The sequence below is a fragment of the Occallatibacter sp. genome (assembly GCF_036502485.1).
Taxonomy (GTDB): domain Bacteria; phylum Acidobacteriota; class Terriglobia; order Terriglobales; family Acidobacteriaceae; genus Telmatobacter.
The window spans coordinates 47,247-72,225 of record NZ_DASXYM010000018.1 but is presented as its reverse complement, the minus strand read 5'-3'; the positions used below and the strand labels follow the sequence as shown (position 1 = coordinate 72,225).

General features: G+C 62.3%; 19 protein-coding genes. 8 read left to right on the top strand and 11 right to left on the bottom strand.

What is annotated here, in order from left to right:
• Positions 1-326 precede the first annotated feature (326 nt).
• Positions 327-1,937 carry an L-aspartate oxidase gene (gene nadB / locus VGL22_RS03335; RefSeq protein WP_465265461.1) on the bottom strand — a complete coding sequence of 537 codons (1,611 nt, stop codon included), beginning with the start codon at positions 1,935-1,937 and terminating at the stop codon, positions 327-329.
• A 119-nt stretch (positions 1,938-2,056) separates the two neighbouring features.
• Here nadB and VGL22_RS03330 point away from each other — a divergent pair, with 119 nt between their 5' ends.
• Together VGL22_RS03330 and VGL22_RS03325 are read left to right on the top strand one after the other, a co-directional pair.
• Positions 2,057-2,755 carry a hypothetical protein gene (locus tag VGL22_RS03330; protein WP_465265460.1) on the top strand — a complete coding sequence of 233 codons (699 nt, stop codon included), beginning with the start codon at positions 2,057-2,059 and terminating at the stop codon, positions 2,753-2,755.
• 674 nt (positions 2,756-3,429) lie between these two features.
• On the top strand, positions 3,430-4,173 hold the full coding sequence (locus VGL22_RS03325; protein ID WP_465265459.1) for a Crp/Fnr family transcriptional regulator: 744 nt from the start codon (positions 3,430-3,432) through the stop codon (positions 4,171-4,173).
• A 226-nt stretch (positions 4,174-4,399) separates the two neighbouring features.
• On the opposite strand, the gene VGL22_RS03320 is transcribed toward VGL22_RS03325, so the two are convergent.
• Together VGL22_RS03320 and VGL22_RS03315 are read right to left on the bottom strand one after the other, a co-directional pair.
• A complete protein-coding gene (locus tag VGL22_RS03320; RefSeq protein ID WP_465265458.1) occupies positions 4,400-6,070 on the bottom strand; it encodes a UbiD family decarboxylase in 1,671 nt (556 codons plus the stop codon).
• Positions 6,071-6,127: 57 nt separating this feature from the next.
• Entirely contained in the window at positions 6,128-7,258 is a 1,131-nt protein-coding gene (locus VGL22_RS03315; protein WP_465265457.1) for a cation:proton antiporter, read from the bottom strand.
• A gap of 202 nt (positions 7,259-7,460) precedes the next feature.
• Between VGL22_RS03315 and VGL22_RS03310 the strand changes: the two genes are divergently transcribed.
• The gene (locus VGL22_RS03310; protein WP_465265456.1) at positions 7,461-8,627 is read left to right on the top strand and encodes a S53 family peptidase; all 1,167 of its coding nucleotides are present in this window, start codon (positions 7,461-7,463) and stop codon (positions 8,625-8,627) included.
• A gap of 21 nt (positions 8,628-8,648) precedes the next feature.
• On the opposite strand, the gene VGL22_RS03305 is transcribed toward VGL22_RS03310, so the two are convergent.
• The 3 genes from VGL22_RS03305 to VGL22_RS03295 form a co-directional block, all read right to left on the bottom strand.
• On the bottom strand, positions 8,649-10,892 hold the full coding sequence (locus VGL22_RS03305; RefSeq protein ID WP_465265455.1) for a PAS domain-containing protein: 2,244 nt from the start codon (positions 10,890-10,892) through the stop codon (positions 8,649-8,651).
• Positions 10,893-11,007: 115 nt separating this feature from the next.
• Positions 11,008-11,505 carry a protein-disulfide reductase DsbD domain-containing protein gene (locus VGL22_RS03300; protein ID WP_465265454.1) on the bottom strand — a complete coding sequence of 166 codons (498 nt, stop codon included), beginning with the start codon at positions 11,503-11,505 and terminating at the stop codon, positions 11,008-11,010.
• Between the two features lie 75 nt (positions 11,506-11,580).
• Positions 11,581-12,213 (bottom strand): TlpA family protein disulfide reductase, encoded by a 633-nt coding sequence (locus tag VGL22_RS03295; protein WP_465265453.1) that lies wholly within the window; start codon positions 12,211-12,213, stop codon positions 11,581-11,583.
• Between the two features lie 146 nt (positions 12,214-12,359).
• Between VGL22_RS03295 and VGL22_RS03290 the strand changes: the two genes are divergently transcribed.
• The 5 genes from VGL22_RS03290 (at position 12,360) to VGL22_RS03270 (ending at position 20,978) form a co-directional block, all read left to right on the top strand.
• Positions 12,360-13,370, top strand: coding sequence for a KpsF/GutQ family sugar-phosphate isomerase (locus tag VGL22_RS03290; RefSeq protein ID WP_465265452.1), 1,011 nt, complete (start codon positions 12,360-12,362; stop codon positions 13,368-13,370).
• Positions 13,371-13,441: 71 nt separating this feature from the next.
• Positions 13,442-14,293 carry an SDR family NAD(P)-dependent oxidoreductase gene (locus VGL22_RS03285; protein WP_465265451.1) on the top strand — a complete coding sequence of 284 codons (852 nt, stop codon included), beginning with the start codon at positions 13,442-13,444 and terminating at the stop codon, positions 14,291-14,293.
• Positions 14,294-14,889: 596 nt separating this feature from the next.
• Positions 14,890-16,725, top strand: a complete 1,836-nt coding sequence (locus VGL22_RS03280; RefSeq protein ID WP_465265450.1) for a proline--tRNA ligase — start codon at positions 14,890-14,892, stop codon at positions 16,723-16,725.
• Between the two features lie 178 nt (positions 16,726-16,903).
• A complete protein-coding gene (locus tag VGL22_RS03275; RefSeq protein WP_465265449.1) occupies positions 16,904-19,336 on the top strand; it encodes a transglycosylase domain-containing protein in 2,433 nt (810 codons plus the stop codon).
• 196 nt (positions 19,337-19,532) lie between these two features.
• A complete protein-coding gene (locus tag VGL22_RS03270; RefSeq protein ID WP_465265448.1) occupies positions 19,533-20,978 on the top strand; it encodes an alkaline phosphatase family protein in 1,446 nt (481 codons plus the stop codon).
• A 563-nt stretch (positions 20,979-21,541) separates the two neighbouring features.
• On the opposite strand, the gene VGL22_RS03265 is transcribed toward VGL22_RS03270, so the two are convergent.
• The 5 genes from VGL22_RS03265 to VGL22_RS03245 all read right to left on the bottom strand — a co-directional run bounded on the left by VGL22_RS03265 (position 21,542) and on the right by VGL22_RS03245 (position 24,897).
• On the bottom strand, positions 21,542-22,381 hold the full coding sequence (locus tag VGL22_RS03265) for a tetratricopeptide repeat protein (RefSeq protein ID WP_465265447.1): 840 nt from the start codon (positions 22,379-22,381) through the stop codon (positions 21,542-21,544).
• 214 nt (positions 22,382-22,595) lie between these two features.
• Entirely contained in the window at positions 22,596-23,024 is a 429-nt protein-coding gene (locus VGL22_RS03260) for an ExbD/TolR family protein (RefSeq protein ID WP_465265446.1), read from the bottom strand.
• A gap of 50 nt (positions 23,025-23,074) precedes the next feature.
• Positions 23,075-23,512, bottom strand: coding sequence for an ExbD/TolR family protein (locus VGL22_RS03255; RefSeq protein ID WP_465265445.1), 438 nt, complete (start codon positions 23,510-23,512; stop codon positions 23,075-23,077).
• 48 nt (positions 23,513-23,560) lie between these two features.
• A complete protein-coding gene (locus tag VGL22_RS03250; protein ID WP_465265444.1) occupies positions 23,561-24,007 on the bottom strand; it encodes an ExbD/TolR family protein in 447 nt (148 codons plus the stop codon).
• A gap of 143 nt (positions 24,008-24,150) precedes the next feature.
• The gene (locus tag VGL22_RS03245) at positions 24,151-24,897 is read right to left on the bottom strand and encodes a MotA/TolQ/ExbB proton channel family protein (protein ID WP_465265443.1); all 747 of its coding nucleotides are present in this window, start codon (positions 24,895-24,897) and stop codon (positions 24,151-24,153) included.
• Between the last annotated feature and the right edge of the window lie 82 nt (positions 24,898-24,979).

Sequence of the window (24,979 nt, the reverse complement as noted above, 5' to 3'; positions counted from 1 at the left end):
CGTGAACTCCGGCGGCAGCCCCGACCTGAGCACGTACACCTTCGACAGCACCACCCCCGGCAAGCTCGTGGCCGGCACCACCCTCGCGACCGGAACCGACCCAACCCGGGCCATCGCCATCGCCGCGCTGCCGTAGACTCCGCCAGTGGTCAGTGGTCAGGTTTTCGAGTGGCCAAGTGATCAGACATTTGGCTATCCCAATAGCCTACCGCCCCGCCACAAATCCCGGGTGCCCCGCCCTCGCGAAGCCGTTGTCTTTATCGCGAGGGTGGGAGGGTCATGAATGTCACCGCACATTCGCTCTGATATAGCCGGGGCTGGCGGGCCTACCAGCTCTCAAACCGCACTACACCGTCCGGCCCCAGCACCGAGTGCTTCTCAAACTCGCGATCATTCCTCTGCGGATAATCGCTGCGAAAATGCGCCCCGCGGCTCTCGGTCCGCGCCAGCGCCGACGCGAGAATCGCCTTCGCCACGCGATGCAGCGCCTTGGCTTCTGCAAGCCTCCGCGTGCCTCGCGCGCCCGACGCAAGCGCATCCAGCTCTTCGCCGATGCGCCGGTGACCCGCAAGCCCGTATTCCAGTCCCGCGCCATCGCGCACCAGGCTGGCGTAGTGGCTCATTAACTCCTGCAATCGGGTAATGAGCGCTTCCACCGGGCTACTCTCCACCGCGCCGGTGGGATTGACTGGTCCAGGTTCCCGCACCGCGCTTTCAGCCGCTACGGATGCTCCATCCAAGCCATCCGCCAGCATTGCCTTTGCCGCGCGCGCACCAAACACCAGCCCCTCCAGCAGCGAATTGGAAGCGAGCCGGTTTGCGCCATGCACGCCCGTACACGCTGCCTCGCCCGCCGCATACAAGCCCGGCAGTGTGGTCCGCCCATGGAGATCGGTGTTCACCCCGCCCATCATGTAATGCGCCGCAGGCCGAACCGGAATCAGATCGCTCTGCAAATCGAGCCCGTACTTCGCGAGGAACGCGCTGATCCTCGGAAATCGCTTATGCAGGTCCACACCGCGCACGTGACGCATGTCCAGATACACAGCCCGCGCCTCGCCCGGCCCCTCTCCCATGCCCTCACGCGCTACTGCCCGCGCCACCACGGCGCGCGGCGCCAGCTCCAGCATGGGCGAATAGCGCTCCATGAACCGCTCCCCGCGATCGTTGCGGAGATACGCTCCCTCGCCCCGCAGCGCCTCCGACAGCAGAAAGCGCGGTGCTCCCGGAAAGAAAAACGCCGTGGGATGGAACTGGTAGAACTCCATATCCGCCAGTTCCGCGCCCGCTTCCGCAGCGAGTGCAATGCCATCGCCCGTCGCCACGCCTGGATTGGTGGTGTCTGAATACACCTGGCCCGCACCGCCGGCGCCAATCAGCACCGCTCGCGCACACACGCGGCGCGCATTGTTCTCCGCATCCAGCAGATCGGCGCCCACCACGCGCCCGTGGTGCATGGCCAGCCCCGTCACTGAAGTCCACTCCGCAAACTCAACGTGCCCATGCGCGCGCGCCATCGCCGCGAGGGACCGGCTGATCTCCGCGCCCGTGGCATCTCCGTTGGCGTGCAGGATGCGCGAGACGGAATGGGCCGCTTCACGCGTGCGCAGCAGGCGCCCGTTCTCCTCATCGAACTTCGCGCCCCACTCGATCAGTTCCGCCACGCGCTCGGGGCCCTCACTTACCAGCACTTCGGCGGCGGCCCGATACACCAGGCCATCGCCGGCGTTCACGGTATCGTCCAGGTGCAGCGCAATCTCGTCTCTGTCGTTCTCGGCAACGGCGATGCCACCCTGCGCGTAGTGGGTGTTCGATTCGCTGACCGACTCCTTGGTCACCACCAGCACGTCGCCGTGCGCCGCCAACTCCAGCGCAGCGCGGAGCCCGGCCACGCCTGCGCCCATCACCAGGAAATCGCAACCACCTCGTGAAACCATACCTTCGAGGCTATCAAAGCGCAGCGCTCACGATGTGCCTGTGTGCATGCCTCGCTCTATACTGACGCCTGCATCGCGGATCGCCGCGGGAAGCACCGCCACAAAACAGAGGATCTCGCTTGAGCATTGGGCCCACTCTCTCGCCGCGCAGAATGCGCCTCAGCAAGCGCATTGTTCGCCATCACCTGCCGCTGCTGCTTATCTCCGCAGGCAGCAGCGCCGCGCTCTATTGCACGCGGCCCTACCCCGATGTGCTCACGCGCCTCAGCTTCTCCACTGCCTATCCGGCGATGTTTCTGCTCGCGTTCACTCTTGTCACCGGCCCATGCAATGTTCTTCTGCGGCGCGTCAATCCGGTGTCGAGCGACCTGCGCCGCGACACCGGCATCTGGGCAGGCATACTCGGCATCTTGCACACCGCGGTGGGACAATGCGTGCATCTGCGCGGACGCCCCTGGCTCTACTACATCTACGGGCCGCAGGAACACCATCGCGGTCTGCGTCACGATCTCTTCGGCTTTGCGAATTTCACGGGAGTCCTCAGCGTGCTGCTGCTCGGAGCGTTGCTGGCCACGTCAAACGATTTCGCGCTGCGCCGCCTTGGAACTCCGCGATGGAAAAACCTGCAGCGGTGGAATTACGCGGTGTTCGGGCTCGCCGCCGCGCACGCGATCGGCTATCTCGTCATCGAGAAGCAGAAGCTGCTCTTCGATATCACCCTGGCTCTAGCATTTGCAACTACGTTGATCATGCAGACCGCCGGATGGACGAGACGTGTGAGGGAACGCCGAGATCGAAGCATCCAACCAGCCGGATGACAGACCCTCCATACGTCGCGCTTTGAATGGGGCACACATCGCAAGCAGCAGGCAAAAAGCTGCCCAGATGTGCTGGGCTCTTCGATCTGTCTCTGTCAGCATTTGATGTCATCTTCAAAGGGCGCCATCATTCCGCAGCAGCGGCTGCGCACTCCAGGCGCCCTCGAAAAGTTGCCCGTTCCCGCTAAAATTTTCATAATCACACTCTCTGCACTCTGTCAAATCACGGGCTAACCATCCGTGCATATTCAGCGTCACAGTGTATGTGGCTTATACATGGATCGTTGTGAACTGCCACAGGACGTTCCGCGAAGTTTGGATTGCACGTCGCGCGAATTCGCACGGGTTCTGAGTGGCACTATGTTGCGGCTGATCGCAGTCAGGTTCAGCTTGCTCACCCGGCTCTGCCATGACTCGCAATCTGCTTTCCAGAGAGCCGCGCAAAGCCGTGGGAACGACCTTTTCGGTCGACAGTTCACACGGCAGGAAACCTTCAGGGAGAGGTAATGGATAAAAGCTGGTTCTATGTCCACTAAAGGACATAATTCTTTCATTCTGAATGAAATAATCGCGTTTCGCAACGCACTTACAACACTCCTTCTGTGCAGAATGCGCATCGAAGATTCCGTAGTTTCGGGGCTTATCCGCACATGAACATCTGGAAGAAATTCTCAATGGTTGCTCAACCATCGAATCAGCTGCTCGCAGCGTTGTCACCGAATTATCGCGCCTCCTTAGTGGCGCGCATGCGCACCGTCACTCTGGCTCCCAGAGAGATTCTTTACGAGCCTGACGAGACACCGAAATATGCGCACTTCATCACCTCCGGCGTTGCGTCCATCGTTGTCTCCATGGCGAACGGCGGCAGCACCGAAGTCGGACTCTGGGGACCTGAGGGCCTGGTGGAAAGTTTCCACCTCCTCGGTCGCGCACGCATTCCCAACCGCTGCATCGTGCAGATGGAAACCACCGCGCTGCGCATGCCGTTCAACGAAGTGCAAAAGGAATTTCGCGACAACGCCGAGTTCCGTGACTGCGTCTTGCAGGGCGTGCAAAGCCAGAGCGCGATCCTCGGCCAGCTTGCCGGTTGCAACCGTCTCCACGAGGCGGAGGCACGCCTCGCGCGCTGGCTGCTCATGGTCCGCGATCGCACCGAGAGCGACGACTTTTTCATCACGCAGGAGTTTCTGGCCGTAATGCTGGGCGCGCGCCGCACCACCGTCACGGCGGCCGCAGGCGAGTTGCAGCGGAGAGGATTCATCCACTACAGCCGCGGTCGCATTCACGTCTCCGACGCCTCAGCCCTTGAAGACGCGGCGTGCGAGTGCTATCCCACCATACGCGAGCTTTACGGCAGCTTTTACTGCGGCGCACCGGAGCTCGACAACGACCGCACCGCGCGGCCCAACACCGCGTAATTCTGCTTACTGCAGTCATGCACTCTGCAGAATATTCTCAAGCGGAACAAGTTCACGCCGCTGGTCGTAACCAGACCGATGAGCAGCTTTGCAAGACGGCATGACTAGCTGGCGCCGATAAGCTGCTCATGCTTCACGCCCGGCCTTAACGCTGCGTGAGCGCTCGATCTCAGCGCCGACCTTTTCCCTCCGCCCTTTGTCCCTTTGCCTTCCTTATTCCCTGCCTCTATAGCGTCTCCCAAATCGCATCCACGCGCGCCTTGGTTGCCTTATCGATCTCGAGCATCGCCGGCCACGGCCGCTCGAAGCCTTCCGCCTTCCACTTCCGCGTCGCATCGATGCCCATCTTCGACCCGTAGTTCGGCAGCCGCGACGCATGATCCAGCGAGTCCACCGGCCCCAGCGTGAACTGAATATCGCGCTCCGGATCGATGTTGTTCGCCACGCGCAGCACCACCTCGCCCACGTCCTGCACATCGCAGTCCTCATCGACGACCACGACGCACTTGGTGAACATCGCCTGCCCCAGGCTCCAGATCGCGTTCATCACCTTGCGCGCCTGCCCCGGGTAGCTCTTCTTGATCGACACCAGCATGAGGTTGTGAAACACGCCTTCCACCGGCAGATTGATATCGACGATCTCCGGAATCGTCATCTTCATGGCCGGCAGAAAAATCCGCTCCACCGCCTTGCCCATCCACGCGTCTTCCATGGGCGGCTTGCCCACAATGGTGGCCGCATAAATCGGGTCCTTGCGATGGGTGATGCATGTCAGGTGAAACACCGGGTACTCATCGGTCATGGTGTAGAAACCGGTGTGGTCTCCGAACGGTCCTTCGGTGCGCAGCTCGCCGAGCTCCACGTAACCCTCGAGCACAATCTCCGCATGCGCCGGCACTTCGAGGTCCACGGTCTCGCACTTCACAATCTCCACCGGCTTGCCGCGCAGAAAGCCGGCAATCATGAACTCCTCAATCTCCGGCGGCGCCGGCACAATGGCCGAGAAGGTTGTCGCCGGATCGGTGCCGATGGCCACGGCAACCTCCATCCGCGACCCCTTCAGATTCCCGAACGCTACCTGCGGCAATCCGCCCACCGGACCATCGGGCACCATCACAGCTCCGCCCGCCGTTTCCGCCATGGCGGCAACGCGAGCTGCTGCCTCGTCGGCTGTGGCCGCGCCAGCCGCCGCATTCCGCAGCGCTTCGCGATAATGCTCGGCCGCCACCTTCTGCCGCTGCCAGTGCATGCCCGTGGTCTGTCCGTCGTAAACCTGCATGCGATACATGCCGATATTGCGCTTGCCTGTCTTCGGATTGCGCGTGTGCACACAGGGCAGCGTGATGAATGAACCGCCATCATGCGGCCAGCACTTCAGAATGGGAAACTTTTGCAAATCGAAGTTGTCGCGCAGAATGACTTCTTTGCACTTCGCATCCCTGGCGCTCACGGTTTTAGGAAACACGTTCCCCAGCTCCGCCAGTTGCGGCAGCATCTTCAGCTTGTCAAGAAATCCGCCGGACGGCGGCTTCATGTTGATCATCCCGCTGATGCGCTCGGCAATCTCGTCCAGCCGCTCCACCTCCAGTGCCATGGCCATTCGCCGCTCGCTGCCGAACTGGTTGATGAACACCTTCTGCCCCGGAAATCCCTTCACGTTCTCGAACAGCAGCGCCGGCCCACCGGGCGCATACTTCTTCGACCGCTTGTCATCCTGAGGCGAAGCCGAAGCACCTGCTTTGGTGAACCCTGAACCCCGACCCCTGGCCCCAATCTTCGACATCCGGTCCGTGATCTCCGTGATCTCCAGCTCCGGCGACACCTCCGCCGTCACCCGCTTCAGTTCCCCGTTTTTTTCCAGCGTTTTGATCCAGTCGCGAAGATCGTCGTATGCCAATTCCGTACACTCCACAAGGCCCAAGCCTCAGTCCATCTTAAGCGGGTTACGCCAGGCTCATTTCACCAGGCGTACAGCGATCGGGCCCACAATCGCCATCAGCAGCACGTAAGCGGCGCCCAGCGCCCCGAGCCGCGGTTCCAGTGCCCCGCCCAGTCCCGCAAGCACAATCGAAAACTCGCCGCGAGGTATCAGCGTAAGCCCGGCGCGCAGCGCCGCACGCCGCTCCAGTCCGGCCCGGCGGATGGTCCAATAACCCGTCGCCACCTTTGTCCCCATCGTCACTGCGCCCAGCATCAGCGCCAACGGCAGCTGCGGCAGCAGGCTTCCGGGATCGATTTCCAGCCCGAAAAAGAAAAAGAAGATCGCCGCAAACAAATCCCGCAGCGGAGCCATCAGTCTGCCGGACCGCTCAGCCACGGGACCCGAGACCGCAATCCCCACCAGGAATGCGCCGATGGCCGCCGATACCTGCAACATCTGCGCCAGCCCCGCCACCGCCAGCACCGCCCCAAACACCGTCAGCAGGATCACCTCGTCTGACTGTCCGCCGACGAACGAGCTCACCGACTCGCCGTAGCGCATGGCGGCAAACAGCACAACCGCCACCGTCGCTGTGGCCGCCGCGATCGACAGCACCATGCTTCTGGCGCCTGCGCCTGAAATCAGCACGCCTATCAGCGGCAGGTACACCGCCATCATGAGGTCTTCCAGCACCAGAATGGACAGGATGGACGGCGTCTCCACCGCGTTCTTGCGTCCGAGTTCGAACAGCAGCCGCGAGATGATTCCGGACGAGGAGACCAGCGTCACTCCGCCCAGCAACACCGCGGCCAACGGACGCCACCCCAGCAGCAGTCCCGCCAAAAATCCCGGCGGGAAGTTCAGCAACAGGTCAATCGATGCCCCCGGCAGGCCGCCGCGCAAGTTACGCTTCAGCTCCGCGCCGGTGTATTCCAGACCCAGCATGAACAACAGCAGCAGCACACCGATCTCAGCGCCCTCGGAAATGAATGTCCGGGACACCTCGAGCGGGGCCAGTCCACCTTTGCCAAACGCAAGTCCGGCCAGCAGATACAGAGGAACGGAGGGGAATCCCCAGCGATTCGCAAACCGCGCCAGCATCGCCAGGCCAATGATCGCCGTACCAATCTCAATGAACAACACCGCGAGCGCATGGCCGGCCATCTTGTCTCCCTTGTAGAGGTATCAATCAGGGTCAGTCTAGCGGTTGGCCGGGTGTCCCGTCCTGACTCTCAGGGCAGGACCAGCCTCGATCCAACGGAACTCACCGCATAGGCCGAAACCATCGCCCTCCCGCTTTGCGCCCCCCTCGCCCCGCGTGCCATACTCGCCTCCAGAAGTGGCATTTCCCCCAAGGAGTTCCCCCATGTCCTCTTCCCCCGGAGTCGATTTCATCCCTCCCTGCAAGCCATATTTCAAGCTTCGCTCCCAAACCCGGCGTGTCTCTCCCTTTTTAGCCTCCAAAGCCGCGGCTCAGACGCAGTGGTCCGTGCCTGACCTGTGCACCGCCTACAGCTGGCCCACCGGGCAGCGCGGCGGCAGCACCATTGCCATCGTCGAACTCGGCGGCGGATGGGTCCAGTCCGACATCGACGCCTACTTCCAGTCGATCGGTCAGCCCTCGCCCAGCGTCACGGACGTCTCCGTCGACGGCACCCAGAACACTCCTAACCAGGGCGTTGGTTCCTCCAACGACACCGACGTCGAAGTCGCTCTCGACATCGAGGTAGCGGGCGCAGCCTACTACGCCGCCACCGGCCAGCCCGCCACCATCCATGTCTACTGGGCGCAGGACATCGCCTCCGCGGTGAACAAGGCGGCGCAGGACGGCTGCGACGTCTGCACCATCTCCTGGGGCGCGGACGAAGCCATGTGGGGCGCCGAGGCCGCCGACGAAATGGAAACCGCCGCCTCCACCGCGACACAGCTCGGCATGGTGGTCTTCGCCGCCTCGGGCGACAACGACTCCTCCGACGGCGGGTCCACGCCAGCCAACGTCGACGTGCCCTCCTCCTGCCCGCATGTCATCGGCTGCGGCGGCACCACCAAAACGCAAACCGCCGAGGTGGTCTGGAACGACGATCCCAACGAGACCAATGGCGAAGGAACGGGCGGCGGCTACTCCACCATCTTTCCGCAGCAGCCCTGGCAGGTGGGCGCACCTCCTCCCCCCACCGGCTCCACCGCCGGAACCGGCCGCATGGTGCCCGATATCGCCGCCGACGCCGACCCCAACACCGGCTACGTCGTCTTTGTCCATGGCCAGTCGATTGTGGTCGGCGGCACCAGCGCCGTGGCCCCGCTCTACGCCGGCCTCTTCGCATCCTTTGGAACCAAGCTGGGATTCATCACGCCCACCCTGTGGCAAAGCCAGCGCGCCTTCACGGACATCACGGAAGGCAACAACGGCCTCTACAGCGCGGGCGCCGGCCCTGATCCCTGCAGCGGCATCGGCTCACCCATCGGGGCCCGCATCGCCAATCTATTCCGCGGCGGCGCCTCCGGCCACGACCCTACCACCCAAGTCTCCTGACAGGAGACCTGGACTCGGTCTCTATGCGATCGTTTGTTCGGGCGGCGTGCTCGAATCCTTTTCCCCCAAGGCTGCCTCCGGGTCATTCCCGATCTCGATCGGAACCCACGCCTCCACGAGAGTTCCTCCGTCCGTCCGGGAGCGAACCTCGAAGCGCCCGTTCACCAGCCGTAAACGCTCCTCCATGCTGCGCAGGCCAATTCCGCTGCCCGCCGCCCGCTTGCGGAAATCGAATCCCACCCCGGCATCCACCACAGCCAGATGAATCTCGCCGCGCAGCCCTTGTACGCGCACCTCGGCCCGCCGCGCCCGGCTGTGCTTGCGCACGTTTTGGAGCGCCTCCTGGGTCACGCGAAACAGGCAGAGGGCCACATCGTGGGAAAGCCCTTCCGGCACCTGCTCCGCCACCAGCGCAACCGCAATGTCGTGGTAGCTCCTGAATTCCCGGCACAAAACCTTCAGGGCGGCCACCAGGCCCATGCTGTCGAGAGCGGAAGAATGCAGCCGGTGCGACAACGTATGCAGATCCGTCCCAATCTGCGATGCGCGGCTCCAAAGGTCGCCGAGCCGCGCGGCGGCATCCGCATCCTCCTCCTCGATGTCCTGGGCAAGGGTGGCGAGCTCGATGGCCAGCACAGCAAGCCGCTGCTGATAGTCGTCGTGAATTTCGCGCGCGATCCGGCGCCGCTCCTCCTCCTGCGCTCGAATCAGTTGACCGCTCAGGCTGTTGATCGCCTCCTCGGCTGACTTCCGGTCGGTGATATCCGTCGCGATTCCCAACATGCGCACAGCCTCTCCGCTCGGCAAAAAGTAGAACTTGCCCCGCGCCGAAAGCCATCGCACCTCGCCATCCGGGCGAACCACCCGGAACTCCGCCGCATACGGCGCCCGGTTCACACGCGCGCCCTCAATCGTAGCCCTCACCCTTTCGCGGTCTCCCGGGTGTACCGTCTCGATAAAGTTCCCAAGACGTCCGTCGAAGTAGCTGCCGGCAATTCCAAAGATCGTGTTGAGATCTCCAAACCAGCGATGGCGGCCTGAGGTGTAGTCGACATCCCATCCCACTGAAGTTCCTGCCGTCACCGCCATATTGAGGCGATCGCGCGTCACCCTCAGTTCGGCCTCGCTGCGCCGGCGCCGCGCCATCTGCCACAGCAGCCCCACGATCAAACCCGCTTGCAGGAGGATGAGAGAAATCGCGGCAACGATATACCCCTTGTACTGCTGCCAGAGATTCGGCTCGCGATGAAGAACCAGCGCGCCCGGCGGCAACGCCGCCTGCGCGATGTGCCACCTCTGCAGTTGACGTGCGTCCACCTTGATTTTCAGATCGGGCAGGCGCACCACTGGAATGCTGTCCGGCGACTCCCCCGCAAGCACCCGCGCAGCCACTTGTCCCGCCGCCGTCGCATCTTCCAATCCGTCGTAGTATGCCCCGCCAATGCCGCCCCGATCCAAGGCCAGGGAGGGAAAGATGGAATACACAGGAAACCGCTGCGAGGCCGCCGCCAGAACGTCCCAGTTGCTGATTGCCGGCTGACGCAGATCCTCCGGATACAGCAGAAATATCATCACCGTGTGATCGGGAAGGCGCGCGATGCGCTCCAGCAGTTCAGCTCCGGGCGAGCCCACAACGTCGATCTCCCGCAGCGCCCCGTGCCGCAGAAGCTCCCGGTGCACGTCGCCCAGCCAGTACTGTTCGGTTTGCGATGTGCCGGCGACCACGGCCACAGAGGTCGTATCCGGCTCCAGCTGAAGCGCCAGGTCGATCGTCTCGTGCGTGCCCGCCGGAGCGGCAACTCCCGTAACCCCGGGCATCTTCTCAAAGGCCAGCGAACTGCTGATGGCCCAGAAAACGATGGGCGCCCCCGGAAACATGGTCGGCCGGTATTCGACTGCAAAACGGAGAGCCGGCTCCGAGGCCACAAGAACCAGATCCGGTCTACTGTTTTTGAACTCTCGGCCGATCGTCTCGGCGAGATTTTGGCGGTAGGCTTTCTCTTCGAACGTCGGGTTTTGCAGGTAATTGACCGAGAAGTTCACCGGGCCGTGGAAATGCGCCCGAACCGCTGCCTCGATGGCATCCAGAGATGTCTGATCCCGCTCGTAAAAGCTGTACATGACCAGCACGTTGCGGGACTTTGGCGGGCTCGGCTGAGACGGAAACCCCAGCGGACAAAGCACAATGCCAACCACCGCGAGTCTCAGACCCGTGGCGATCCCCCCTCGGAAACGTCGATCCAGCCCACTGAAGCTTACGGCCATGCCCGCCTTCGGCCCGGCGCCACTCAGATCTGAAGAAGATACAGGGTTCGCGCGGATGGACTCAACAGTATGCACCGCGCACCGGAAATATGCGAGGTTGCTGGCAAGAACGGCCTTACTTCCCCAGCACGTCAATCGGCACGGTAATCGTCTTCGGCGGCATGCACTGCGCCTCATCGCACGCCTGGTAGCGCAGCTTCGCCTGGACGAGATGGTCCCCAGGCGCCGCCGTCAGCTTCGCCTCAATCGCGAACTCGCCGGTAAAAACATTGAGCCTGGTCCTGGGATCTGCAGGCAGCGCGAAATCATGTCCCTCGGGATAAACAGCAGACCGGAGCGTCACCCCCGCGCCCGCCGGCACAGAGAACGTCGTGGGAATCAGAAACTTGTCCTTTGGCTCATGCGAGTTGATATGGAGCCCCGGCGCGATCCGGAAGTGCAGCTGCACCGCAGTCGGCTTTCCGGCCGCAATTGTCACCTGCTCCGGATAGAGGTACTGAACCGCCTGAACCTTCGCGCCCGCCGGCTTCCCCTCCTGCCACAGCGGCTCCTGCGCCATGGCCACCAGTCCCACCGCCGCCCCGACCGCCGCCACCACCAGCATCTTTCTCATCGCCCACCTCGGCCTGCTGTAACTCTGTAACTCAGCAGTTTTGTAGCTCTGTCCGTCTTTCCCTTTTTACGTGCCTTATTCCAGCGCCTTTTTGATCTTCTCTTCCATATCGTCCTTCGACGTAATCCCCATCTGCGACGCCACCACCTTGCCTGTCCGATCCACCCAGAACGAGGTCGGCATGGCGTCCAGCCCGCCATACCGGTTTGCAATACTGTCGCCGTTGAGCAGCACGGGGTAAGGCATCTTTTCCTTGCTCACAAAACGCTGCACCGCCGTCTTCTGCCGGGCGAACCCTTCCGCATCGCTGGCCTTCAGATCGTCTCCCTCGGAGTCGATCCCCAGCACCTCAAACCCCTTCGCCGCATACTGGTTGCGCAGGTCCACAATCCACGGCGTCTCCAGCTTGCACGGCCCGCACCACGTTGCCCAGAAGTTAATCAGGAGGGCCTTTCCCTTGTAGTCGGCGAGCGACACCTTCTTGCCGGCTAAATCTTCCAGCTTGAAATCCGGCGCCGGCTTCCCCAGCAGCGGCGACGACGTATATAGCGCATCGGCCGACTCGCCCTTCTCCAGCATGGCGTGCACACCGGCCGCCGCGGCCTTCTCCGCCTGCTGCTTGCGGTACTCCCAATTTGCCCAGCCCGCCCACGCAAAGGCAGCCAGGAGGAACAGCGTGACACCAAGAACCAGCGTGTTTCTTCTCACAGGGATTCGGACCTCTCTCCTCATTCTACGAAAACCCCATCCACCAGGATTGTCATTTGATTGCGGCAGAACGCTTACTGAGAGGCTGAGAGTTACTGGTCGCAGGCTTCGGCTACTATCCCCAAAGCTGCTACCATCGATAACCGATGAATCCCAAACAGGACGCGGGCTGCCCCGACCAGCAGGAACTCTCGCCCGCATCCCTCGTCCGCACCGAAGCCGCCGCTCTCCACGCCCTCGCTGACCGCCTCGACGGCCCAATGGCCGCCCCCTTCCATCGCGCCGTCGACCTCATCCTGAACTGCGGCTCCTGCAACGGGCGCGTCATCGTCACCGGCATGGGCAAGTCCGGCATCATCGCCCAGAAGATCGCCGCCACCCTCAGTTCCACCGGCTCCCCGGCTCTTTTCCTTCATCCCGCAGAAGCCGTCCACGGCGACCTCGGCGTCCTCATGCCTGGCGACGTGGTCATCGCCCTCTCCGCCTCGGGCGAAACCGAAGAGATACTCCGCCTCCTCGCCACCCTCAAGCGCAAAGGCGACGCCCTCATCAGCTTCTGCTGCAACCTGCAGTCCACCCTAGCCACTGCCAGCGACGTGGCCCTCGACTGCGGCGTGGAGCGTGAAGCCTGCGGACTCAACCTCGCCCCCACCGCGTCGACCACCGCCATGCTGGCCCTGGGCGATGCCCTGGCTGTCGCCGTCAGCCTGCGCAAGGGCTTCAAGGCGGAGGATTTCGCCGAGCTCCACCCCGGCGGCAAGTTGGGCAAGCGCCTCGCCCGGGTCGCCGACCTCATGCACGCCGGCGACGATATCCCCACCGTCTCCCCCTCCACCCCCATGACCGACGTGATCTATGAGATGTCCTCCAAGAAGCTCGGCATGACCACCGTGCAGGAAAACGGCCGTCTCCTCGGCGTCATCTCGGACGGCGACCTTCGCCGCCTGCTCGAGCACGAAGGCGGCGCCGCCCTCACCAAATCCGCCGGCGAAGCCATGCACCCCGCCCCCCGCACGATTGCATCGAGCGAACTTGCGGCGAGAGCCCTGGCGCTGCTGGAAGAGCGCAAGATCACCAGCTTGGTCGTCGTCGATTCCGCGGGCAAAGTCGAAGGCGTCCTCCACCTCCACGACCTCTGGGGCATCGAGCTCATATGACCCGGGATCCGCTGACCTGCTAACTCGCTACACCGGGAGCGATGCCGACCCGCTAAGCTTGAACCGCACCCATGACCACCCCACGCACCGCCCTCATCACCGGCGCCTCCAGCGGCTTCGGCCTGCTCACCACCATCACTCTTGCCCGCCGCGGCTGGCGCGTCCTTGCCACCATGCGCGACCTCACTCGACGCAGTCACCTCGAAGACGCAGCCCGCCAGGCCGGAGTCCTCGACAGCATCGAGATCCACCCCCTCGACGTAACGAATCGCGACCAGATCGCCGCCCTCGCCGCCCTCATTGAGCAGCGACCCTCCCCGATGCACGCCCTCATCAACAACGCCGGCTTCGCGCTTCCGGGTTTCGCTGACGATGTTTCAGACACAGAGTTGCGGGAGCAGTTCGACACCAACTTCTTCGGTGCCGCTGCCGTCACCCGCGCGTTCCTGCCTCAGTTCCGCAGCCAGGGCTTCGGACACATCCTCATGATCTCGTCCGTCTCCGGCCGCCTCGGCTTCCCCGGAGTCGGCAGCTACGCCGCGGCCAAGTTCGCCCTCGAAGGCTGGACCGAATCCCTCCGCTACGAGCTCAAAGCCCTCGGCATTCAGGTGGTCCTGGTGGAACCCGGCGCTTTCGAAACCGACATCTGGACGCGCAACGCCAAGCTCTCCGCACGCCTCCTGGACCCCGCTTCTCCCAACGCCGGCCGCCTCCCCCGCTGGCGCGCCCGCATCGAGAGCGGCCGCAAGAAAGCCGACCCCCAGGCCGTGGCCGACGCCATCGCCCGCATCGTCGACAATCCCCGTCCCCGCCTCCGCTACGTCCTCGGGACTGACGCCAGAGTGGGCCTGCTCCTCCGCACGCTGCTCCCCGCCTCGCTCTTCGAGCGCATGATCCTCAAAAGCTCCGGCCTCGAACGCTAATCCCCAGCGCACCGGTACAGTCTGTGCGGAATGGGTGCCTACCCACGATCAATCTGAGCGGACTCCGCAATATAAAGCGGCCCAAAGCGTTGTTGGCCGAGGGCGAGCCCATCGATCTGCTCAATCGCAAGCGGCGCATCGATCGGATCATTCCTCAGAGTGCGAAAGCCGACCACGACGGTGAATCCCAGAGGGAGCGGAACCCGGAGAGTACGACTGGGGCCCGCCACGTGAAACCGAGGTTTGATCGGGGACGATGAAGCTCACACTGCGGGCGCTTCTCGGTATCGGCTTGGCAATCGGTTTCGTCTCTCTGTCGCTCGATTCCAAATTGATTCAGATCTTGGATGGCACAAATCTCGATGGCTCGACACAACTCAGACGGTACGGGACCGCTTACGTGGAGATCAGACCTGGTTCTTCCTGGATCTCTACTGCTTACCCAAACCGTCTCCCTCCTGAGCTTTCGACAAGCCGCCGCCCGCAAACGGAATCGCCCCAAACCCGCGACTGCCCAGCCCAACATTTAAAATAGGCACTGTCCTTCATCGCCCTGCGTCCGCCCAGCGCGGACGGGAAAGCCAGCACGCGCCCTTATGCATCGTTGGTCCAAGCTCTTTGTTCCCACTCTCCGCGAAGCCCCGTCTGACGCCGAAGTCGCCAGCCACAAGTTCCTGTTGCGCGCCGGCTACATTCGCCAGGTCGGCGCCGGCATCTACAGCTACCTCTTCCTCGCCCAGCGATCCATCAACAAGATCATCGCCATCGTCCGTGAAGAGATGGACAAGATCGGCCAGGAGTTCCTCCTCCCCGCGCTGCTCCCCAAGGAGCCCTGGGAAGAATCCGGCCGCTGGACCGGCATGGGCGACAACATGTTCCGTCTCAAGGACCGCAAGGGCGCCGACCTCTGCCTGGGCATGACCCACGAAGAAATCATGACTGCCATCGCCCGCGGCGAACTGCGCTCTTACAAGCAGCTTCCCCAGATCTGGTACCAGATCCAGACCAAGTTCCGCGACGAGCCGCGCCCCAAGTCCGGCCTCCTGCGTGTGCGCCAGTTCATCATGAAAGACGCCTACTCCTTCGACCTCAAACCCGAGGGTCTCGACGACAGCTTCAACAAGCACGATCAGGTCTACCGCACCATCTTCTCCCGCTGCGGACTCAAGTTCGTCGCCGTGGAAGCCGATTCCGGCGCCATGGGTGGCTCGCAGTCCCAGGAGTTCATGGTTTACACCGACGCCGGCGAGGACCTCATCGCCTCCTGCCCGGTCTGCCACTACGCGGCCAACGTGGAAAAAGCCATCTCCCGCCTCGAGCCCGTCACCGAAATGGAGCCCACCGGCGAGGGCACACCTGAGCTGGTCCACACCCCCGGCTGCGCCGCCATTTCCGACGTTGCCGCCTTCTTCAAAATCTCCCCTGCCTCCGACATCAAGTGCGTCGCCTACATGGTGATGAAGCGCGGCTCCGCTGACGCGAAACAGGGTGACGCGAAATCGAGCCCGAAGGAAACCTGGCACGGCGTCGCCGCCTTCCTCCGCGGCGACCACCAGGTCAACGAAACCAAGCTGCTGGGCGTTCTGGGCGGCGCGGAACTCCGCCCCATGGTTGCCGAAGAGCTCCAGCAGTACTTAAACGGTCCGGCCGGATACCTTGGGCCCGTTGGGCTTACGCCCTCTGCCGTCCCGCTCGGCGAAGGCGTGACCGTGATCGTCGACAAGTCACTCGAAAACCGACACAACCTCGTCTGCGGAGCCAACAGGATCGACTACCACCTCCGCAACGTTGTCCCCGGCCGCGACTTCTGCTGGACCCTCGCCGCCGATATTCGCAGCGTCAATGAAGGCGAAGCGTGTCCACACGTCGACGAATCGGGCGCAACCTGCTCCGGCCGCCTCGTGGTCGGCAAAGCCGTCGAAGTCGGCCACATCTTCAAGCTCGGTTACAAGTATTCCGAATCCATGGGCGCCCGAGTCCTCGACCCCAACGGCAAGGAAGTCACTCCCATCATGGGCAGCTACGGCATCGGCATCGAGCGCATCCTCACCGCCGCTGTAGAGCAGTCTCATGATGCCAATGGCTTCTGCCTTCCCGCCAGCATCGCCCCCTTCACCGCCGTGATCACCGTAACCAACCTGGCCGACGCCGCCCTCAGGGAAACCGGCGAAAAACTCGCCGCACTCCTCGACACCGCAGGAATTGATGTCCTGCTGGATGACCGGGACGAGCGTGCCGGCGTCAAATTTAAAGACGCCGATCTCGTCGGGATCCCCTATCGCATCAACGTCGGCAAAAAAGCCGCCGGCGGCGTGGTGGAACTCGTCTCGCGCGCCAAGTCCCAAAGCACCGACGTCTCCATCGACCAGGTGCTGCACGAGCTAAAAACAAGGATCGCTGAGGAGAATCTATTGGAGACCGCCGCAGAGTAGCGCATCAAGACAAGCTATCAAGTGTTCAGGTTCTCAGTGTTCAGGTGTTCAAGGAGACCTGACGAACCCGACCACCTGATCACTCGGTCACCTGATCACTCGGTCACCTGACCACCCGGCCACTTGATCCCATGACCACCTGGCACCTGAAATCACCCCTCCCCCAGGAGCAGCCGCAATGGCGCTAAAAATCAAATTCCGAATGCCCAACTTCCGCAACACTGGATGGGGCCCATGGCTGCTGCGTATCTTCCTTATCGTGGTCGCGGCCGGCGCTATCACCGTCCTCAGCGTGGGCGGCTACTTCTACTTCAAATACAAAGGCGTCGTCGACGCCCGCCTGCAGCAGCCGCTGTTTAAAAACACCGCCAAAATCTACGCCGAGCCCCGCGAAGTCCGCCCCGGCCAGAAGCTCTCTGTGCGCCTCGTTGCCGACGAGCTCCGCCAGGCCACCTACACCCCGCAAGGCCAAGGCAAAGCCTCGCCCATGGGCACCTACCGCGAATCCGCCAGTTCCATCACCGTGTTCCCCGGCCCGCAGTCCTACCACGCCGAAGACTCCGCCACCATCACCGTGAATGACGGCGTGGTCGATAACATCGCCGACGACAAAGGGCAGGCCCTCTCCAGCTATGAGCTCGAACCCGTCCTCATCACCGGCCTCAGTGAAGACGCCAACCGCACCAAGCGCCGCCTCGTCACCTACGACCAGATCCCTCAGAACCTGGTCCACGCCGTCCTCGCCATTGAGGACCGCCGCTTCTTCGAGCACTCCGGCGTCAACTACTTTCGCCTCGTTGAAGCCGTCGTCCGCGACATCGCCACCGGCCAGAAACAGCAGGGCGGCTCCACCCTCACCATGCAGCTCGCCCGCGGCTTCTTCCTCACGCCGGAAAAACGCATCAAGCGCAAAATCATCGAGATCGTCATCACCTTTCAGCTCGAACATCGCTTCAACAAGAAGCAGATCTTCGAGCTCTACGCCAACCAGATCAACCTCGGCCAGCGCGGCAGCTTCGCCATCAACGGCTTTGGCGAAGCCTCCCAGGCTTACTTCGGCAAAGACGTTCGCCAGCTCGATCTTTCCGAGTGCGCCCTTCTTGCCGGCATGATCCAGCGGCCTAACTACTTCACTCCGTTCCGCCACGCCGACCGCGCCATCGAGCGCCGCAACCTCGTGCTCGACTCCATGGTTGAAACCGGCGCCATCACAAAGGACCAGGCCGAACGCGCCAAAGCCGAACCCCTCCACCTCTCCCCCGCCTCCGTCGACGCCTCCGAAGCGCCCTACTTCGTCGACCTGGTCCACGACCAGCTCCTCCAGAAGATCGGCGAGCGCGACGCCAACCTCGAGGGTCTGCGCATTTACACCACCCTCGATCCCGACCTGCAGCGCATCGCCACCAACGCCGTCGATTCCATGGCGCACATGGTCGATGAGCAGGTGGACAAGCTGCACACCAAGCGCGTGAAAGTGAAGGGAGAGAAGGCCGCAGTCGTAGAGAAAACCGGCAACTACGTCTATCCGCAGATCGCGCTGATCGCCCTCAATCCCCACACCGGCCAGGTGCTCGCACTAGTGGGCGGCCGCAGCTATGGAACCTCCCAGCTCAACCACGCCGTCGCCCACCGCCCCACCGGCTCCATCTTCAAGCCCTTCGTCTACGCGGCCGCGTTCGCCACCGCCGTCGAAGGCACCCCCCTCGAGGGCCAGGACCACCTCTTCTCGCCCGTGACCATGCTCAATGACCAGCAGACCACCTATGAGGTCGGCGACCAGGAGTACACCCCGCGCAACATGCACGGCGAATATCACGATCAGGTCACCGCCCGGTACGCCCTGCAGTGGTCTCTGAACAATGCCACCATCTCGCTCGCGTCCATGGTGGGCTTCGATCGCGTCGCCGCCCTCGCCCGCCAGGCCGGGATCAAATCAGCGCGCGGAACCCCTGCCATGGCTATCGGCGCCTATGACGCCACTCCTCTGGACATGGCCGGCGCCTACACCGTCTTCGCCAACGGCGGCATGCACATCGATCCGTGGATGGTCGCCAGCGTCCGCACCTCCACCGGAGATATCGTCACCGACTACACCCCCACGACCCGCCAGGTCCTCGACCCCCGGGTCGCCTACCTCACCACCAACATGATGGAAGGCGTGCTCAACGGCGGCACCGCCGGCCGCGTCCGCACTACCTACGGCTTCCGCGCCCCCGCCGCCGGCAAAACCGGCACCAGCCACGACGCCTGGTTCGCCGGCTTCACCTCCAACCTGCTCTGCATCGTCTGGGTCGGCAATGACGACTACACCGACATCAAGTTGGAGGGCGCCCACGCCGCCGCCCCGATCTGGGCCGACTTCATGAAGAAGGCCACCGCCCTCCCCCAGTACTCCGATACCAAGCCCTTCACGCCCCCGGACGGCGTCCAGATGGTCAACCTGGACAAGACCACCAATCTTCTCGCCGACCAGGCCTGCACCGACGACTACCAGGCCGCCTTCCTCGACGGCACCGCCCCCACCGACACCTGTGACCACCCGCCCGACCACCGCAACGTTTTCCAGAAACTCTTTGGGCTGGGCAGCCCCACCCCCAAACCCGGCAACTAACTTAGCGCCAAGGCCAGCCGGGTGCCCGTCCTGACTTGTTAGGGCGGGAGGGATTCTGTCTCACGGAGGTAGCCCCGCCCTTTACCGCATTACCCCTGGTTCACTAACTGTTGATTCATCCGTTATCATTATGGGGTATACCATGTCTAAAGAGTTATACATAGCAAGCTAAAACCTTACAGGATGGCCTCCCCCAATGCCTTCGAAAGTCTCCTATCTCGTCGTGTCTCTGCTCGCCGGATTCGCCGGACTCGCAACCGCCCAGAGCGTCCCACGTTCCTCGCACGTCTGGATGATCACCGAAGAAAATCACAGTTACGAGGACGTCATCGGCAACACCCAGATGCCGTACTACAACCAGCTCGCCCAGAAGTACGGGCTTGCCACCCAGTTTTACGCCAACCAGCACAGCTCCCTTCCCGCCCTCATGTGGCTCGTGGCAGGCGCTCCCATCGAGCCGAACAACGACACCATCTCCTGCCACCACACCCAGGACAACATCGTCCGCGAGTTGCTCAACGCCGGCTACACCTGGCGCTCCTACCAGCAGAACCTGCCTTACGCCGGGTTCCAGGGCCTTTACGGCCCCGGCCTGCTCTACTACCGCCGCCACAACCCGCTCATTGACTTCAGCGACGTGTGCCCCGGCACCGGCCAGGCCATCAACTCCGTCCCCTATGCGCAGATGGCCGCTGACTGGGCCGACAACACCGCGGTCAATTACGCCTACATCACCCCCGACTCCGACGAAGACGCCCACAACGGCACCCTAGCCGGCGCTGATCAGTGGCTCCAGGCCAACGTCCCCGCCATCCTTGCCCGCCCTGAATTCCAGGCTGGCGGCGACGGCATCCTTTTCATCGTCTGGGACGAAGGCACCCTCTACACCGACAACCGCTGCTCCGCTACCGACGCAAACGGCTGCGGCGGCCGCACCGCCACTCTCGTCATCGGCCCCCGCGTGAAGCAGGGCTACCAGTCAGCCACCCTTTATCACAATGAGAGTGTGCTCAAAACCGTCTGCGTCGCCATGGGCCTGTCCACCTGCCCCGGCGCCGCCCAGAACGCCGCCCCCATGGCCGACTTCTTCACCACCACCAGCACTGACGCCACTCCCTCAGACAGCGTGCTCATCTCCACCCCCGGCAGCGGAGCCACCATCACCGGTGCCGTCCACCTCATCGCCAACGCCGATGAAAGCCAGCCCGTCAGCCAGGTCCAGGTCTGGGACAACGGTTCCAAGCTCGGCGTCTACGGCGCGCAGGTCGACACCATTTACAACCTCGCGCCCGGCAAGCACACCACCGTCGTCGCCGATTTCGACGCAAGCTACCAGCCCCTTCACCAATCCACCGTCACCTATACCGTCGAGGCGCTGGCAGATGGCGTGCAGATCATCTCACCCACCGCCAACCAGAACCTCGGCATGACCACCGTCAACGTCGTAGCCCATGCAAGTGAGTCGGTTCCCATCAGCCAGGTGCAGGTCTGGGATAACGGCGAGAAGCTCGGCTGGTACCCCGGGGCCGATGTCAACCAGTACTACTCGCTCACCCCCGGAGCCCACGTCGTCACCGTCCTTGACCTTGACAACCAGTTCAATCTCCTTCACCTCTCCACCGTCTTCTATATCGTGCAATAGCGGATCGAGGACGATCGGTTATCCACATCGTTCCTCCACCAAACCCGGGTGCCCCATCCTTGCCGCGTGTCGGTTATTGCGGCCTGGATGGGGATCCCGGCTCCCCACCCAGCCCTCCTCCCGCCGCCTGCTCTCGTTCCCCTGCGAAACACCGGTCAAGCCGCCAATCCCGCCCTACTACCTTCAAAATCAAATTCAAATATCGTCTCTTAGCGAGTTGGCCGAAGGAGCGAGTTAGCGAGTCAGCCTTAGCTGGGCATTGGCGGTGCGCCAGGGTTCGTGCCGAAGTTGACTTCAATCCCGCCCTGGCAGAGCCAGGGACGGGGAACCCGCAACCTTGGACGGAATGAAAGAAACGGCCCGCCGGTTTGAGGCCGGCGGGCCGTGGTTTTTCAGATCTAAAAGCAGGACGGCAGAACGCGTGGTTACTTTGACACGTTTCTCAGATATCGCGTCCAACTCCCACCTTCGCCCTTGGGATCGCACACCGTAAAAGCACTGTCCACAAACACAACGACCCCCGCCGAAGCGGGGGCCATTGGTGAAGCGAATTGTGGCGCGTCTTACTTCATGTTGCCGCCTGAATCCATGACGATGCCGCCAGCGTTCTTCTTTTCCTTGGCTTCTTCGTTGGCCTTGCGGGTGCCCATGGCCTTGGCACTCCACTCCTTGGCTTTGGCGACGTCATCCTTCACGGCGTTCGCATCCTGATAGTCCACGTCCGCCTTGCGGCGATAGGTCAGGTTCAGATACGCCATCGCATCGTCGTAGTTAGGACGGTTTGCGACTGCCTGGTTCAGGTATTGCAGGCCTTCGGTCACCAGCGGCTCGTTCACCTGCTTGATCTGCTCCAGGACTTTCTTCGGCGCTTTCACGTTGCCTTCGCCGTCGTCATTCACGCCTGCTGGAACCAGCAGCTTCAAAGTGTTTTCGTGCGCCTTGGTCCAGTCGATCACGCCGATTGTGTACGCAGCCTCAGGATCCTTCGGGTCCACCGCCAGAACCTTCTTCTGCCACTGCTCTGCGTCGTCAAGCTTCTTGACGCTGAAGTAAATGGCCGCGATCTGCTTCAAGCTGTTGACATCGTTGGGGTCCTTGGCCAGCACTTCCTGAAACATGCTGATGGCCTGCTGAGCGGTCTTCAGGTTGTCGGGAGTGTCCAGTCCAGGCACCACGTTCTGCGCGAGGGCGGTCGCCAGGTAGCTCTTCGCCATTGGAAGACTGGGATCAAGTTCTGTCGCCTTCTGAAAGTGGCCGATTGCCTCTTCGTAGCGAGCAGCCTTGTAGGACTCCACGCCCTTGTTCAGCTGGTCGCGAGCGGCAAGACGGTTGCACCCGCTCATGGAAATCACCATGCCGCCCAAGGTAACCGCGAGAGCAATAAGTCGTGCGGGTTGATTCATGTCTCTATCCTTCTCCTTCAGGTCGTGCCTCTACCTTGCGCGCCTGGAACTCGTTCACGCTTGCAACCGCCCACTCCCGCAGCCTGAGCCTGCCGCCGGTATTCCGGGGAGGTGCAGCAACATCCAAAACCAGGGTGAAAATGAATTGTACTCCTGTTGACGCCCACTTCGTGCACGCCGTGCTGCAAGACCGCGGAACACTTTCCCAACGATCCTACAGCCCTTGCATAGCCTTGGGCGTCATCAACCCAACACGTTCGATGCCGGCCGCATGGCTGATGTCCATCGCTTCAGCAACTTCACTGAAGCTCAGTTGATCGTCAGCCTTGATGAAAAGCACACGCTGCGCGCGGTTGGCGTAAATTTCCGCCAGCTTGGCGCGCAGGTCCCTTAACTGGATTTCCTGCTGGTTGATTCTGAAGATGGCGGCGTTCTGACCGCTCTTCAGAATTTCCAGCACAACCGTGCTCTCCAACTGCGGTGTGCCTTGTGTTGCCGGCTGCGGCACTGAAGCCGATTCGCCCCGCGGAGCGAGGGGAACGATCACCATGAAAATGATCAACAACACCAGCAACACATCAATCATCGGGGTTACGTTGATTTCCGATTGCATCGACCGCATGTCAGCATTGTCCATCGTCATGGCGCACACTCCCTTCTCCCGGTTAGGGGACTGCCGCACACCGCCGTACCTTACTGGCCCTGCATGATCTTGGGCGTCATGATCCCGATGTGATCCACGCTGGCCGAGTGCGCGATGTCAATGACCTCCGCAATCGCAGCGAAATTCACATCATCGTCACCCTTGACGAACATGACCTTCTCCGCGCGGTTCGCGTAGATCTCCGAGAGCTTCGCCAACAGGTCGTGCTTGGTTACGTCGGTCTCGTTGATTTTGTAGTTTAGATTGGCTCCGCCCTTGCCCAGTACCTGGACGACGATAGTGCGGTCGTTCGGCTGGGTTTGCTGCGGGTTCTTCGGGGGCTGCGGCACCAGTGCGTCCAGGCCCTTCGGCGTAACCGGCACAATCACCATGAAGATGATCAGCAGCACCAGCAGAATGTCGATCATCGGAGTGACATTGATGTCGCCCATCGCGCCAGCGCCACCACCTCCGCTTGTCATTGCCATGGCTTCAAACTCCTCGGTTGCTCAATCTCGTTTGTAGGCCGGTCGGGCTCATTCGCCCCCGGCCGCGGCTCCTGCGGCTTCGCGCTTCTGCGTCAGCAGACCCACTTCTTCCACACCCGCTGTCCGCACCGCGTCGATTGCATCCTCGACAGCGCGGAATTGGGCTCGGGCATCAGCACGGACATAGATCGTCTTCCCGGGCTTGTCAGCCAGTTTGTCGCGCACGCGGGAGCCAAGCTCCGACACCGCAACCTTGTCCTGGCCCAGAAACACGCCGCCGTCCCGTGTAATTGCAACTACGATAGCGTCTTCCTTGTCGGCATCCGGCATTGCGGTGGGGTTGTCCACCTTCGCCATGTCGACCTGGACTTTGTTCTGGAGCATCGGGGTGATGACCATGAAGATGATCAACAGCACCAGCATCACGTCCACCATCGGCGTCACGTTGATGTTGGAGTTGACCTTGGATCCTTCATTCCTAACTGCGATTGCCATAGTCTGGCTCCGTACTCAAGATTTTCTTCCGGAGGTGATCCGGCTTACCGGGGCATCAGGCTGCCAGGGCCAAACTCGCGGGTGGGAAGGTCGCACCCTCCCACCCTTCAGAAAGGATCCCCGCTCAAGCTGACGGCCGTTCGTTACCGCTTATGGCTCTGCTTGATGAAGTAGTCGATCAGTTCGCTCGAGGAGTTGTCCATCTCCACGTCAAACGATTCGACACGGCCGGTGAAGTAGTTGAAGGCCATAACCGCGGGGATGGCGACGAGCAGACCGAAAGCCGTGGTGACCAGGGCTTCCGAAATACCGCCGGCAACCGCGCCGATGCCCGAAGTCTTCTGGGTGGCGATGGCGTCGAACGCGTGCAGAATGCCGACGACCGTGCCGAACAGTCCGACAAACGGAGCTGTCGAACCGATGGTGGCCAGAACCGAGAGGCCCCTCTTCAGCTTCGCGTGCACAATCGCTTCGGCACGTTCCAGGGCGCGCTGCGAGCTCTCGATTGTCTCTTCAGTAGCCATGCCCTGAGAAACGCGGAACTCCTGCAGGCCGGCCGTCACAACTTCTGCCAGGTGCGACTTCTTGTTACGATCGGCGATCTTGATCGCCTCTTCAAGCTTGCTGTCCTTCAGCGCACCGGCAACCTTGGGCGCGAATTCACGCGACTGCTTGCGGGCGGCAGAGAAATACAGGTAGCGGTCGATCATCACCGCCAGCGACCAAATCGACTCAATAAAGAGAACGATCGCCACCGACCGGGCCATCCAGGCCATGTGGTTCCACAGCCCGATGGGGCTGAAGCTGACTGTGCCGCCTTCTTCCTGGAAAATTGCCAGGCTGGAGCTGACCGTATGCGAAGCAAAATGTGCGAGCTGAGCGAGAATCACTTGAATCGTTCCTCCTAAGGAGTTTGCTTGTGTACTGCGGCTGAACTACGTTGCGACGGCATTCAGAGCACGTTGAGATTAG

Bases quoted from the DNA above. Each gene is read 5' to 3' on its own strand.
- VGL22_RS03310 (WP_465265456.1), top strand. From the start codon at position 7,461: ATGTCCTCTTCCCCCGGAGTCGATTTCATCCCTCCCTGCAAGCCATAT.
- VGL22_RS03290 (WP_465265452.1), top strand. From the start codon at position 12,360: ATGAATCCCAAACAGGACGCGGGCTGCCCCGACCAGCAGGAACTCTCG.
- VGL22_RS03305 (WP_465265455.1), bottom strand. From the start codon at position 10,892: ATGGCCGTAAGCTTCAGTGGGCTGGATCGACGTTTCCGAGGGGGGATC.
- VGL22_RS03300 (WP_465265454.1), bottom strand. From the start codon at position 11,505: ATGAGAAAGATGCTGGTGGTGGCGGCGGTCGGGGCGGCGGTGGGACTG.
- VGL22_RS03280 (WP_465265450.1), top strand. From the start codon at position 14,890: ATGCATCGTTGGTCCAAGCTCTTTGTTCCCACTCTCCGCGAAGCCCCG.
- VGL22_RS03285 (WP_465265451.1), top strand. From the start codon at position 13,442: ATGACCACCCCACGCACCGCCCTCATCACCGGCGCCTCCAGCGGCTTC.
- VGL22_RS03250 (WP_465265444.1), bottom strand. From the start codon at position 24,007: ATGGCAATCGCAGTTAGGAATGAAGGATCCAAGGTCAACTCCAACATC.
- VGL22_RS03260 (WP_465265446.1), bottom strand. From the start codon at position 23,024: ATGACGATGGACAATGCTGACATGCGGTCGATGCAATCGGAAATCAAC.
- VGL22_RS03315 (WP_465265457.1), bottom strand. From the start codon at position 7,258: ATGGCCGGCCATGCGCTCGCGGTGTTGTTCATTGAGATTGGTACGGCG.
- VGL22_RS03270 (WP_465265448.1), top strand. From the start codon at position 19,533: ATGCCTTCGAAAGTCTCCTATCTCGTCGTGTCTCTGCTCGCCGGATTC.
- VGL22_RS03265 (WP_465265447.1), bottom strand. From the start codon at position 22,381: ATGAATCAACCCGCACGACTTATTGCTCTCGCGGTTACCTTGGGCGGC.
- VGL22_RS03255 (WP_465265445.1), bottom strand. From the start codon at position 23,512: ATGGCAATGACAAGCGGAGGTGGTGGCGCTGGCGCGATGGGCGACATC.
- VGL22_RS03325 (WP_465265459.1), top strand. From the start codon at position 3,430: ATGGTTGCTCAACCATCGAATCAGCTGCTCGCAGCGTTGTCACCGAAT.
- VGL22_RS03275 (WP_465265449.1), top strand. From the start codon at position 16,904: ATGGCGCTAAAAATCAAATTCCGAATGCCCAACTTCCGCAACACTGGA.
- nadB (WP_465265461.1), bottom strand. From the start codon at position 1,937: ATGGTTTCACGAGGTGGTTGCGATTTCCTGGTGATGGGCGCAGGCGTG.